This is a genomic window from Bacillus cereus group sp. MYBK139-1, assembly GCF_051916915.1.
GTDB lineage: Bacteria > Bacillota > Bacilli > Bacillales > Bacillaceae_G > Bacillus_A > Bacillus_A pacificus.
Genome location: NZ_JBQAHO010000001.1, coordinates 2,105,536 through 2,118,626, shown reverse-complemented (window position 1 = coordinate 2,118,626; position 13,091 = coordinate 2,105,536). Strand labels below are relative to the sequence as shown.

The window sequence follows — 13,091 nt, the reverse complement described above, 5'->3', positions numbered from 1 at the left end:
TAGAAAACGGAGGATGTATATGAAAGCTTTAAAATATGGCGTCATGTTATTGACAGTACTATTTTTATCTCAATTACATGTGTACGCAGAGGGAAATCAATGGGCATGGCCTGTTGAAGGACAGATAAGTGATTATTTTGGAACAAGGCACGGAAAACACTACGGTATAGATATAGCGGCACCGATCGGCGCGCCTGTGTCAGCTATTCAAGAAGGTAAGGTAACAAAGTCTTATTATTCAAGTAGTTATGGAAACGTTGTTTTTATTAAACATGGAGAATATGAGGCTGTGTATGCACATTTAAATAAGAGATATGTAGTTCAAGGGGATTATATTTCAAAAGGAGAAATAATTGGAGAAGTAGGAAATACAGGAGAATCCCGAGGTGCACACTTACATTTAGAAGTTCATCAAGGAAGATGGACGATGGCAAAAAAGAATGCGATGAATCCATTGCTTGTTTTACATGAACAAAGAAATGAAGCAGTTTCTTCATCGTTATACGTCGTCCAAAAAGGCGACACTCTAGTTAGCATTGCGCGGAAATTTAGAATGTCAGTTAAGGAAATTCAAGAAAAAAATGGGTTGCAACAAGAGCTGATTTATCCAAATCAACAATTATATGTAAAGTAAAAAAGAGCTAGTTTAACTAGCTCTTTTTTACCAAAAAATAAAGACACATATAAATCCAGAAATAGCTAAGTAGCTATATAAGTAAAATACTTTCGCTCTTGTTTTTTCGTTTGTTCGAAATAGTACAATAGTCGGTTCAATTAAACCAATTGTCAAACAAAGTAAACCAAGAAGCATACAACCGATTGAAATAGAGTACAGGGCGATTTGTGGTCCTTGAAATGGAATCATCCATTTTAATAAAAATGCAATGAGTGCAGTATAGCAAATGCTGCCGATGTATTTATTCAACGGTGCATTAGAACGGAAACCAGGTAGTTTTTTTAAGAAAGAGCGGGAAACAACTTCAGTTTGTAAAGATGTATGCTCTTCTATTATTTTTTGAGCTTCTTTTCCTTTTTGAAAAAGGGATAATATCCAGTTTCGCTCACCTTGAAAAATAAATTGTGAAGTTGTCAAATAATGATCAACCTTTACTTTATTCCAACTCTTCCATGGATGACGCTCACATAATTTTAATTTACTTTCTGTCTTTTTATCATACTGATAAATACTGATGCCATCTTCATCGAAAGCAGCATAGTATGTCTCGCTTGAGAATGTGCCTAAATCAATTGGACAGTAGAAAAGTAATTCTTTTTTTAAGTAAAAGTATTCTTTTCTTAAGTTTTTTTTCATTGTTTCTCGAATAGAGTGTCTCTTTTCTTTCTTCATGACATTTCCTCCATAATCCAGAAAATGTTCTTATCTTAACAATTCAACATCTTATCACTTTTAATTATATATGACTAGGGGATTCATAGGAGAAATGCCGAATACTAAAAAATATGGAGTGTATTGTAAAATATAATGAATGATTTTGATTATGTAAAATTAATAACTTATTTTTAGTAAGTTACGATTTTTTTGTTCACAATACGATCATGTTGTTGTATAATGAAGTAGAAAATAGAATATCGGTCTATCTTCGGGGCAGGGTGAAAATCCCGACCGGCGGTGATGAACTATATGTGATTTTGTTCTAAGCCCGCGAGCCGTTAAGGCAGGATTTGGTGTGATTCCAAAGCCGACAGTACAGTCTGGATGGGAGAAGATGGAGGTTCAAGCGTTCAAAAAAAGATAGGTATTTGAACGTCTGTTTGATGTGCCTTAAATTCTCCCTTTGTGTAAAACACAAAGGGTTTTTTCGTTCTATGAAAAAGTAGGCATAGCAGAACCTTTCCACTTTCCATGAGATGATCGATGGAAAAGGAGAGAGAAAGATGAAACAAAAAAACAGTGTAGTGCAGATGGTGAGTGTAGCAATGCTAAGTAGTATTGCATATTTACTGATGATGTTGGATTTCCCGTTCCCAGGGCTTCCGCCATTTTTAAAAATTGATTTTAGTGATGTGCCAGCTCTAATCGCTGCGATTATTTTCGGGCCAGTTGCAGGGGTAATTGTAGAAGCGATAAAGAATATTTTACATTACGGGATTCAAGGGAGTTTAACGGGAGTACCAGTTGGAGAAATTGCTAACTTTATTGCAGGATGTTTATTTATTGGACCAGCAACTTTCTTATTTAGGAAGTATCGTACTGTTAAGAGTTTAACGACAGGATTAATGCTAGGGACAATTACAATGGCACTCATTATGAGTGTATTAAATTACATCATCATATTCCCAGCTTACACTTGGTTTTTAAATTCACCAGCTATGTCTAGCGAAGCGATAAAAACAACGGTTGTAACGGCAATCTTACCATTTAATTTGATTAAAGGAATTGTTGTAACAATTGTATTTGTAGCGTTATTCTCACGCCTGAAAGTATGGGTATTTGCAAAAATGAAAAATGCATAAATATAAAATAAAACCATTAGTAGTATATAACTACTAATGGTTTTTTATTAAGGAGGCTGAAAATAGAAAACAAAAAATACCCCTCAAATGAATGAGGGGTATTTTTTGAAGTTAATAAAAGACTATTCGAATTTTAAAGCATCGCCGTCGAATGATTCGTCAGCAACTTTAATTGAGTCAGTTGGACAACCTTCGAATGCATCCATCATATCTTCAAGTAATACATCTGGAATTTCAACGATACCTTGGTTATCGTCTAATGTTACGAATGCAATACCTTCATCATCATAGTCATAAATGTCTGGTGCAGCAGCGCCACAAGCACCACATGCAATACAAGTATCTTTATCAACGATTGTATATTTTGCCATCTTTTTTTCCCTCCTGATAATATGTATGTGAAAAGCTCGCCATAAAAATTATAACCTTATTGTAAAACGGTTTTTAAAACTTTTCAACATAAAATTATAATGATAATCCTTATCAATTAGAGTGTCAACTAATTTTTGCATTATGTCATAAGATTTTCAAAATACGTAAATGTTATTTCGTTTGGTACAATATAATATATACAAGTATATATTGCCCATATGATAAGTTTAATGAGTAACGGTAGATGGCGCAATCATATCAAAAGCAATTAAGTTAGATTGAAAGGTGGAAGCGGTAATGCAACTACAATATACTGTATTGTATTGTTTAAAACAATTGAATGGTGAAAGAACCGTTTCTTCTATTTATTATTTATTAAAGGGAAAACGTTCTTCGCAAACGTTACAAGATGGAAATATGTTCCGAATTTCTTTTTTGTTTGGAATATATAAATCGTTAAATAGAAATGAATATGATCGTGAAGTTGCAAAGTTGTTGCAAGCAGATTTGATTCAAGAAATACATGAAAATACATATTTGTTAACACCTAAAGGTAAAATGCAGTTACATACATGGGAGGAAGGGTATGCTTTTCCAGCCCATTTGCATGGTTTGCACTATGGTGAATTAGGTGAAACGTTTTGGAAAAGATTATCTTTAATTATTCAAACTATATCTAATTTACAACAGAATAATACGAAGTTTATTCCTATTCAACAAGATACAGAAATAATGGTGTGGGTGAAGCGATTTTTAACAGGTATGCCGTATAGGCGAAGTGAATTGGCGAAAAGATTATGGAAAGAAATACATAATCTTTTAGGGAAATGTGATGTGATAGAAGCGACGATTGTAACATATAGATTAACAGGATATGAACGTATCGGTTGTACATTGCAACAGTTAGCGGAAATTACGAAACGAGATATTTTCAGGGTATATTTCTTATTTTGGGGTACAATTCATTTCCTTATACAAGAAGTTCGCGATAAAGAAAATGAATTTCCGTTATTAGCTGAGATTATCTCTTATCCAAATGAGAGAGCTGAATTATTTAGTTTATCAACGAAAAAAACATATAATTTTTGGAGACAAGGGCGCTCATTAGAAGAAATAGCGACAATTAGAAATCTAAAGGTTGCAACGATAGAAGATCATTTTGTTGAAATTGCTTTGCGAGAAAGAGATTTTTCTATCGAGATGTTTATGGAAAAAGACAAAATAGATAAAGTAACAGAAGTAATTGATGCATTACAAACACGTAAGTTGCGTGAGTTGAAACAAGCTGTTGGAGAGGGTATCTCTTATTTTGAAGTTCGTCTTGTATTGGCGCGGATGGAGGGTATAAATGAAACTTGAGGAATATTTATATAGGTGGTTTGGATATTCTGAATTTCGTCCAGGTCAAAAAGGGGTAATTACAGATTTATTGGAAGGAAAAGATGTTATAGCGATGCTTCCGACCGGAAGAGGGAAGTCTATGTGCTATCAACTTCCAGGGCTCATGCAAGAAGGGACAGTACTTGTTGTATCACCATTATTATCTTTGATGGAAGATCAGGTTACACAATTAAAATATGTTGTGAAAAACCGAGTGATAGCATTTAATAGTTTTCGGACATTACATGAAAAAAGAGAAGCAATGAAAAGGTTAGCTTCCTATAAATTTATTTTTGTTTCACCTGAGATGTTGCAGTCGGAATTGTTAATAAGAGAATTGAAGAAAGTTCATATTTCATTATTTGTTGTAGATGAAGCTCATTGTATTTCGCAATGGGGTTATGATTTTAGACCAGATTATAAAAAACTAAATGTAGTTATTGAAAATATCGGGTCTCCTACGGTGCTAGCATTAACTGCAACAGCGACGAAAGATGTACTCCGAGATATAGCAGAGAGTTTGAATTTGGAGAATGTGACGCAGCATGTGTATTCTATTGATCGTCCAAATATAGCAATGGAAGTACAATTTGTGGAGACGATAGAAGAGAAGAAAGAGGCGCTTTTGGAACAGGTGATGTATTTACAAGGGCCGGGGATTGTATATTGTTCAAGCAGAGCGTGGACAGAACGTTTAACGGAATATTTAAGAGGAAAAGGCGTTGCTGGTGTCGCTTTCTATCATGGTGGTATGGAACATGAAGAGCGCATGTTAATTCAACAGCAGTTTATGAATGACCAGTTGCAGCTTGTAATATGTACAAGTGCTTTTGGTATGGGAGTAAATAAATCAAATACGAGATATATTATTCATTTCCACTATCCGACTAATATAGCTTCTTATTTACAAGAAATCGGAAGAGCTGGAAGAGATGGTGAACCTAGTATAGCTATTTTACTATGCAGTCCGTTAGATCACGATTTACCAATTTCAATAATTGAAGATGAATTGCCAAGCCAGTCACAAATACAATTTTTATTTTCTTTACTGCAGGAAAGAATGTTTCAAACGAAAGAATTACCAATAGAAGAGGTAGAAGAAATTTGTTATAATGCAGCAAGATTTAATGAACAATATTGGCGTTTCATCCGCTATCATCTTGAAAAGCTTGGAATCATACAACAGAGAAAATTAATATTAGAGAGCTTGTCAGATGAAATTATGACAAGATTAATAGCTGAAGTAGAAATCAGGCTACGTAATAAATATAGTGAGCTAGAAAACATGAAATCATGGATACAAGTGAAAGAATGTAGACGTGAATATTTGCTGCGACAGTTCGGTTACAGAAAAGAGGGCGAGTTAAAGAATTGCTGCGACTATTGTCATATTACAAAAGCAGATTATAAAAAAAGACAAGCGCAACAATCGGATTTCGACTATAATTGGGAAACAGAGTTACAAAAGCTTTTCGGTCTAGAAAAGATGGGGGAATGATGAACATTCAAAGGCATAATATTGAAGATATGAGTCCGAAAGAAATAAGGTTGAATCTGTATATCACACAGTTCATTATTATCGGTATCGGTTGTTTACTAGCATATATACTATTCCGAGATATAAAATCGGTGTATAGTCTATGGAAATGGGAACCGGTGTCTATACTTATAATAGGTGGCTTGTTAGCGATTGGTATTGTGTTATTAGATTATGTTGCAATGCGAGTATTTCCAGAGTCTTGGTTTGATGATGGTGGTATTAATGATAGGATGTTTCAAGGGATGTCAGTTATGCATCTACTTGTTATTACATTCATTATCGGCTTTGCAGAAGAATTTTTATTTAGAGGTGTAGTGCAGACGCACTTTGGAATTGTAATAGCGAGTTTCGTATTTGCAGTATTACATATTCGGTATATAAAAAAGCCATTTTTGTTTTGTTTCGTCTGTTTCATTAGTTTTGTTTTTGGCTATGTATTTGAATGGACAGGAAATTTGTTTATAACAATCTTTGCACACTTTCTTGTTGATTTTATAATGGGGCTCCAATTAAGAAAATAAATGGAAGGTGGTGGTGAACAACATGAGAAGACGAATTCCTGATTTTGAAGAGGAATTAGAAGTTGAGCGAGTGGAAGAAAAAGAAGGTTTACCGCCGCGTAGTGAAATTCATAGAAATAAAGAGAAAAAACAAAAGTTTAAAATGAATCATATTTTCGTCCGAGTTTTAACATTTCTATTCATATTACTACCAATTAGCATTTTATGGTATACGGATAAATATATTCAGGTGAAAAGTGATGGTAATAACGCTGGAAAAAGTGCATTTGAGGTCATTTTCTTTGATTCAGCTAAATCTCAGTCCGAGGCATCATCTGAGAAAGTTGTCACGCATACGGTGAAAGAGGGAGAAACCTTAGAAAGTATAGCGAAGCAATATTTTTCAGATGAAACTGGGATCGAAGTGATTAAAAAGTATAATGATTTACAAAAAGATGAAGTGAATGTAGGTCAAGAATTAAAAATTCCGATAAAAGATAAGTCCACGAAGCGAGAGAGTTAGTAAAATACTTACTATAAAAACTGGGAATTATCTTTATGAGGAAGGGAGTAAAAAATATATGATATGGATTATCTTATTAAGTACTCTCGTTTGTATTGGTATTATATTTCTTCTTGTAATGTATACGGAAGCAACGCGTGATATGGTGCTAGAACATACTTTAATATTTGAAGAATTTCCGAAAAGTTTTCAAAAAGTAAATGTATTCTTTATATCAGATATTCATAGAAGGGGCATTTCGAATTCGTTAATTGAACAAGTAAAAGGAAAAGTAGATCTTGTAATTATTGGTGGTGATTTAGCGGAAAAAGGTGTCCCTTTATCGAAAATCTCTGCAAATATACAAAAGTTAAGAGCGATAGCTCCTGTCTATTTTGTATGGGGAAATAATGATTATGAGATTGAATATCATGAATTGGATGCTTTATTATTAGAAAATAATGTGAAAGTTTTAGATAATACAAGAGTTGTATTTGAGTCTGAATTAGGAGAGAAAATTTGTTTGCTCGGTGTAGATGATGTTGGTTTGAAACGTGATCGTTTAGATTTAGCGTTGGCTGATTGTAAGGAAGATGGTTTTCGCATATTAATTAGCCACAACCCTGATATAATAAATAAAATGTCTGGAAAAGAACAAATTTCACTTGTGTTAAGTGGACATACACATGGAGGACAGATTCGATTATTCCCATCTAAAAAATATTTAAAAGGTGGCGTATATAAGCATTCAAATATGACTCTTTTTGTTAGTAATGGGTATGGAACAACGTTGGTTCCACTTCGCTTCCGAGCACCTGCTCAAACACATATTATTACGTTATGCGGAGGGAAATGATGCCAACTCTAAACGGAAAATATAATATAAAAGCTGTTTCGAATATAATTGGAATTCAACCAAGTACGCTTCGTGCATGGGAAAGACGATATCAAATGATTGCCCCAAAGCGGAATCATGCGGGGCATCGATTATATACAGAAGAGCATATTCAAATTTTGAAATGGTTAATGGACAAGGTTTCTTCCGGCATGATGATTGGACAAGCAGTTCAATTATTAGAAGGGAATCGTTTGCAGAATAATGTTCAAAATGAAATACATTACGATAGAGAAGTTGTTTTAGTGGACGATATACTACAAGCTTTGTTAAAATTTGATGAAATTACAACTTCTGCATTGTTAAACGAGGCTTTTAGTATTTATGCAACAGAAAAAGTTATAGCAAGTATTGTTCTTCAAGTGTCAAATAAATTGTTAGCGTTAAAAAATAACAATGAAGTTACAATGGTGCAATTCCAATATGTCGTATCATTTTTACAAACGCGTCTAGGGATGGTATATCATAATGCATCATCGTTTTCTTCTATACACAAAGTTGTCGTGTTAGAAAGTAATATGTTGAAAGGGTTTGTTTTCTCAACGTATTTACGATTAAAAGGATATGATGTGATATATATTCGGGCAAGCTTAGCGGAAGATAGTATTTCGTTAGCTGTTGAGCAAATAAGACCTAAATATGTAGTCATCTCTTTTGATGACGGACGAGAACGGAAGAACGTAATGAGCTATGTGGATTTTTTGCAAGAAAAAAATGAGAACCTTTCTGTTGGGATTATAGGAGAAATAGGTGCTCGAGATCAGTTGAACATTCAAACAAGCCTAATTGGTGATACGAAAGAAGAATGGGATGATTGGTTAAACATGTTAGAATAGTTGTTCGAAAAGAACCATCTATTTTCTATTTCATATAATAAAAATTATATTCATTGGTTGCGTAGGGAGGGTATGATATGAGGCTGGAACGATTAAATTACAATAAGATAAAAATTTTCTTAACATTTGATGATTTATCTGAAAGAGGATTAACGAAAGAAGATTTGTGGAGAAATGCACCGAAAGTACAGCAATTATTTCGTGATATGATGCAAGAAGCAAATAAAGAATTAGGATTTGAAGCGGATGGTCCGATTGCAGTTGAAGTATTTTCTCTACAAGCGCAAGGAATGGTCGTAATTGTAACGAAAGAACATCAAGAAGCGGATACAGATGATGAGTTCCGTGACGAGTTTATTGAAATGCAAGTGACTCTAGATGAAAGCGAGCATATCCTTTATGAGTTTGCTACACTAGATGACGTAATTAACCTGTCGAATCGTTTATATAACCTTGATGTAACTGGCGGAAAATTATATACGTGGGATGGGCGTTTCTATCTTTGGATGGAAGAAGAGGAGCAAATTCAATTACTGAAAGCAGATTTTATAGCTATTTTAGCGGAATATGGTAATCCGTCTACAGCAACTATTTATCGTCTAATGGAGTATGGTAAAGAATTAATGGCTTCTCAAGCAATTGAACAAATACACAATTACTTTGTGAAAAAACAAAACCTTAGCTAATATAACCTAAGGTTTTGTTTTTTTATTGTACTTAAATGTCTCTTTTCAAAGTACTGTACATGAATAAAATAAAATAAAAAATATTTAAATATTTAAGTATTTTACTTTTCTAAAAGTAATAAAAGGACTATAATGATAGTGAAAACGCTTGCAACAGAAAATACTTTGTATATATTTGTTAGCGTTTTCTATTGCATTCCAAATTTAACGGTGTATACTAGGCAATGAAGGTTTACTAAACAAGTGAAATTACAGGGGGTTTACTTACTATGGTAGCCGAAAAGGGAACTCAAACAAAAACACAACAACAAAGGGAACAACATTTTGAACTATTGAATTCAACACAAATTGTTATCAGTGAAGCGTTAGAAAAATTGGGTTATCCAAACGAAGTATATGAATTATTAAAAGAACCAGTTCGTATGATGACAGTGAAAATACCAGTTCGTATGGATGACGGGACTGTTAAAATATTTACAGGATATCGTGCACAACATAATGATGCTGTTGGTCCAACGAAAGGTGGAATTCGCTTCCATCCGAATGTAACAGAAAATGAAGTGAAAGCACTTTCAATTTGGATGAGTTTAAAATGTGGTATTGTCGACTTACCATATGGCGGAGGTAAAGGTGGAATTATCTGTGACCCACGTGAAATGTCATTCCGTGAGTTAGAAAGATTAAGCCGTGGTTATGTACGAGCAATTAGTCAAATCGTAGGGCCGACGAAAGATATTCCAGCTCCAGATGTATTCACAAACTCTCAAATTATGGCATGGATGATGGATGAGTATAGCCGTATTGATGAATTTAACTCGCCAGGATTTATTACAGGTAAGCCACTTGTATTAGGTGGATCACATGGACGTGAAACAGCAACAGCGAAAGGTGTTACAATTTGTATTCGCGAAGCTGCAAAAAAACGCGACATTGATATTAAAGGTGCGCGCGTTGTTGTTCAAGGATTCGGTAATGCTGGTAGCTTCTTAGCTAAATTTATGCATGATGCAGGTGCAAAAGTTATTGCAATCTCAGATGCTTACGGCGCATTGCATGATCCAAATGGATTAGATATTGATTATTTATTAGACCGTCGTGATAGCTTCGGTACAGTAACAAAACTATTTAATAATACAATTTCAAACAAAGAATTGTTAGAACTTGATTGTGATATTTTAGTTCCAGCTGCAATTGAAAATCAAATTACAGAAGAAAATGCTAATGATATTAAAGCAAAAATTGTTGTTGAAGCTGCAAATGGTCCAACAACATTAGAAGCAACTAAAATTTTAACAGATCGCGGAATTTTACTTGTTCCAGACGTATTAGCTAGTGCTGGTGGGGTAACAGTATCTTACTTTGAGTGGGTACAAAATAACCAAGGTTACTACTGGACTGAAGAAGAAGTAGAACAACGTTTAGAAAAAGTAATGGTAAGATCATTTGATTCTATTTATGAAACAGCACAAGTTCGTAAAGTGAATATGCGCCTTGCAGCGTATATGGTCGGTGTTCGTAAAATGGCTGAAGCAAGTCGCTTCAGAGGTTGGGTATAATATTATATTGTGAGAAAACGTGATTCCTTTCGAGGGAATCACGTTTTTTTGTTGAAGTATTAGAGTGAGGTGTTATAAATGGGAAATGAAATGATGGAACGAGTAGAACAATTAGAAGAAAAGGTTAAGAGGTTAGAGGGAGAACTCGTAAAAACGAAGCAAGACCGAAAAGCAAGTACCGCTCGGGTGTTCGGAGAAGGATTATTGTTTTTAATATTTGGTGCGGTTGTAGTAGGGCCAATTATCGCTTTTATATTGGTAATTATTAATTGGTTTGTTGAAAAATAAAACAAAATTAAAAAGAACGCTTGTTCTACACGAACAAACGTGCTATACTCTCCTTAGATAAACAAAACGGAAATGATTTTAAGGAGAGATAAATGATGAAAATGACAGTAGACCAAAGATTTATGATGCCAGCAGATGTTGTAGAACGAGTGGAAGTATTAAGAAACAAACAAAGTAAGCGCGGCACATTATTACAATCAGTAAATAAATTTTTCGGTTTAGATACGAAAGAAGATTGTGTTTGGTTTTACGGTTTTTATGGAGTTGCTGTAAGTATTTTATTATTTATGGTGTTCACATCAAATATTTTCGATTTTCTCTTCGCGTAAGAAATATGCTATAAGGACATTGCTACCGAATACATATATAAAGAAGTAAGGTAATTTTCTGAAGCGGGAGTGGGTAGTAATGGCGATGTTTCCTATAGAGCGTAACTATATTGGATATGGAAGTTCACGACCGGGTATTCCTCTTTCTAAAGTAAGGTTTATTGTAAGTCATGATACGGGGAATCCTGGTAGCAATGCGATTGGGAATCGGGATTATTTTAATGAAATACAGCCGAAAGCTTCGGCACATACATTTATAGATGACAAAACGATATTAGAAATTATTCCTATAAATGAAGTTGCCTACCATGTTCGATATGGCGTGCCGATAGATAATGACTTATATGGGTATGATGCCAATAAGGCTGCCATTGGAGTGGAGCTTTGTTATGGCGGTGATGTTAACTTTTGGGAAGCATACACCCGTTTTACGTGGTATCATGCGTATTTATGTCAAAACTTCGGCTTGAATCCGAAAAAAGATATCGTATCACATAAAACACTTGACCCAGCTAGAAAGATTGATCCTGAAAATGTATTAGGGAAACAAGGTATTAAATTTCAGCAGTTTTTAGCAGATGTCTATCGGATGTACGTTTCGTTTAGATGACAAATATATGAAAAATGAATACAATAAAGATAGGTGCCTACTGCTGTAAGTAGGTTTTTTCTTGTTTTTATAAATAGTGTATTGGTAGAAGACTAGGAGTGAACCGAGTATGCAGAAAGAAACAGCTATTATAATTGGAGGCGGTCCGTGCGGATTAGCAGCAGCAATTTCGTTGCAAAAGGTAGGGATAAATCCGTTAGTAATTGAAAAAGGAAACATTGTAAATGCAATTTATAATTATCCAACTCATCAAACATTTTTCTCCTCTAGTGAAAAATTAGAAATTGGTGATGTAGCTTTTATTACAGAAAATCGTAAGCCTGTTCGAAATCAAGCGCTTGCGTATTATCGCGAAGTAGTAAAACGTAAATCTGTACGTGTAAATGCTTTTGAACGAGTGGAGAACGTTCAAAAAGATGGAGAAGCTTTTCAGGTTGAGACGACAAAGCGTGACGGAAGTAGAGAAATATATATAGGGAAATATATTGTAGTAGCAACTGGATATTATGACAATCCAAATTATATGAATGTTCCAGGTGAGGAATTGAAGAAGGTAGCTCACTATTTTAAAGAAGGACATCCTTATTTTGATCGAGATGTAGTCGTTATAGGTGGGAAAAACTCGAGTGTAGATGCCGCTTTAGAGCTTGTGAAAGCTGGTGCACGCGTAACGGTTTTATATCGCGGAAGTGAGTATTCACCAAGTATAAAGCCGTGGATTTTGCCAGAGTTTGAGGCGTTAGTCCGAAATGGTACAATTGACATGTATTTCGGGGCTCATGTGAAAGAAATTACTGAACATACATTAACGTATACAGTTGATGGCGAAGCATATACAATCCAAAATGATTTTGTATTTGCGATGACTGGTTACCATCCTGATCATAGTTTCTTAACAAAGATGGGTGTTCGGATTGATGAAGAGACAGGACGTCCAATTTATGCAGAGGATACGATGGAAACGAACGCTGAAAATATTTTCATTGCAGGTGTAATTGCTGCTGGAAATAATGCAAATGAAATATTTATTGAGAACGGTCGATTTCATGGGGATGCGATTGCGCAAACCATTGCAACAAGAGAAATATAAAAAGAAGCTGTCGAAATAAACTTCGACAGCTT

General features: G+C 34.5%; 16 protein-coding genes and 1 riboswitch. Of the genes, 14 read left to right on the top strand and 2 right to left on the bottom strand.

The window, feature by feature from the left end; translation table 11 throughout:
- Positions 1-19 precede the first annotated feature (19 nt).
- The gene (locus ACTFRS_RS10830; RefSeq protein WP_000645699.1) at positions 20-634 is read left to right on the top strand and encodes a peptidoglycan DD-metalloendopeptidase family protein; all 615 of its coding nucleotides are present in this window, start codon (positions 20-22) and stop codon (positions 632-634) included.
- Between the two features lie 27 nt (positions 635-661).
- Here the strand turns inward: ACTFRS_RS10830 and ACTFRS_RS10825 are convergent, their stop codons facing one another.
- Positions 662-1,348, bottom strand: a complete 687-nt coding sequence (locus tag ACTFRS_RS10825; protein WP_000711807.1) for a hypothetical protein — start codon at positions 1,346-1,348, stop codon at positions 662-664.
- A 245-nt stretch (positions 1,349-1,593) separates the two neighbouring features.
- Positions 1,594-1,733, top strand: a riboswitch (FMN riboswitch).
- A gap of 163 nt (positions 1,734-1,896) precedes the next feature.
- Between ACTFRS_RS10825 and ACTFRS_RS10820 the strand changes: the two genes are divergently transcribed.
- Positions 1,897-2,475: an ECF transporter S component gene (locus ACTFRS_RS10820; RefSeq protein ID WP_000810858.1), complete on the top strand. Its 579-nt coding sequence runs from the start codon at positions 1,897-1,899 to the stop codon at positions 2,473-2,475.
- Positions 2,476-2,597: 122 nt separating this feature from the next.
- Here the strand turns inward: ACTFRS_RS10820 and ACTFRS_RS10815 are convergent, their stop codons facing one another.
- Positions 2,598-2,846: a ferredoxin gene (locus tag ACTFRS_RS10815; protein ID WP_001151996.1), complete on the bottom strand. Its 249-nt coding sequence runs from the start codon at positions 2,844-2,846 to the stop codon at positions 2,598-2,600.
- A gap of 298 nt (positions 2,847-3,144) precedes the next feature.
- Here ACTFRS_RS10815 and ACTFRS_RS10810 point away from each other — a divergent pair, with 298 nt between their 5' ends.
- The 12 genes from ACTFRS_RS10810 (at position 3,145) to ACTFRS_RS10755 (ending at position 13,059) form a co-directional block, all read left to right on the top strand.
- A complete protein-coding gene (locus ACTFRS_RS10810) occupies positions 3,145-4,206 on the top strand; it encodes a helix-turn-helix domain-containing protein (RefSeq protein ID WP_139868090.1) in 1,062 nt (353 codons plus the stop codon).
- Complete coding sequence (locus tag ACTFRS_RS10805; protein ID WP_139868088.1) at positions 4,196-5,725, top strand: RecQ family ATP-dependent DNA helicase; 1,530 nt, start codon at positions 4,196-4,198, stop codon at positions 5,723-5,725. Before ACTFRS_RS10810 ends, ACTFRS_RS10805 begins: the two co-directional genes overlap by 11 nt.
- On the top strand, positions 5,725-6,288 hold the full coding sequence (locus ACTFRS_RS10800; RefSeq protein WP_001025765.1) for a CPBP family intramembrane glutamic endopeptidase: 564 nt from the start codon (positions 5,725-5,727) through the stop codon (positions 6,286-6,288). The genes ACTFRS_RS10805 and ACTFRS_RS10800 overlap by 1 nt, the downstream gene beginning before the upstream one ends.
- A gap of 22 nt (positions 6,289-6,310) precedes the next feature.
- A complete protein-coding gene (locus ACTFRS_RS10795; protein WP_001254344.1) occupies positions 6,311-6,790 on the top strand; it encodes a LysM peptidoglycan-binding domain-containing protein in 480 nt (159 codons plus the stop codon).
- 58 nt (positions 6,791-6,848) lie between these two features.
- Entirely contained in the window at positions 6,849-7,625 is a 777-nt protein-coding gene (locus ACTFRS_RS10790; protein ID WP_440023617.1) for a metallophosphoesterase, read from the top strand.
- Positions 7,625-8,500: a MerR family transcriptional regulator gene (locus ACTFRS_RS10785; RefSeq protein ID WP_139868084.1), complete on the top strand. Its 876-nt coding sequence runs from the start codon at positions 7,625-7,627 to the stop codon at positions 8,498-8,500. The genes ACTFRS_RS10790 and ACTFRS_RS10785 overlap by 1 nt, the downstream gene beginning before the upstream one ends.
- A gap of 77 nt (positions 8,501-8,577) precedes the next feature.
- Positions 8,578-9,186, top strand: a complete 609-nt coding sequence (locus tag ACTFRS_RS10780; RefSeq protein ID WP_001235392.1) for a genetic competence negative regulator — start codon at positions 8,578-8,580, stop codon at positions 9,184-9,186.
- Positions 9,187-9,455: 269 nt separating this feature from the next.
- The gene (gene gudB, locus ACTFRS_RS10775) at positions 9,456-10,742 is read left to right on the top strand and encodes an NAD-specific glutamate dehydrogenase (protein ID WP_000225176.1); all 1,287 of its coding nucleotides are present in this window, start codon (positions 9,456-9,458) and stop codon (positions 10,740-10,742) included.
- 78 nt (positions 10,743-10,820) lie between these two features.
- Complete coding sequence (locus tag ACTFRS_RS10770) at positions 10,821-11,030, top strand: hypothetical protein (RefSeq protein ID WP_000526183.1); 210 nt, start codon at positions 10,821-10,823, stop codon at positions 11,028-11,030.
- Positions 11,031-11,122: 92 nt separating this feature from the next.
- Complete coding sequence (locus tag ACTFRS_RS10765; protein WP_001983018.1) at positions 11,123-11,359, top strand: DUF3961 domain-containing protein; 237 nt, start codon at positions 11,123-11,125, stop codon at positions 11,357-11,359.
- 79 nt (positions 11,360-11,438) lie between these two features.
- A complete protein-coding gene (locus tag ACTFRS_RS10760) occupies positions 11,439-11,969 on the top strand; it encodes a peptidoglycan recognition protein family protein (RefSeq protein ID WP_139868082.1) in 531 nt (176 codons plus the stop codon).
- Positions 11,970-12,078: 109 nt separating this feature from the next.
- Positions 12,079-13,059, top strand: a complete 981-nt coding sequence (locus tag ACTFRS_RS10755) for a YpdA family putative bacillithiol disulfide reductase (protein WP_440023620.1) — start codon at positions 12,079-12,081, stop codon at positions 13,057-13,059.
- Positions 13,060-13,091: the final 32 nt, after the last annotated feature.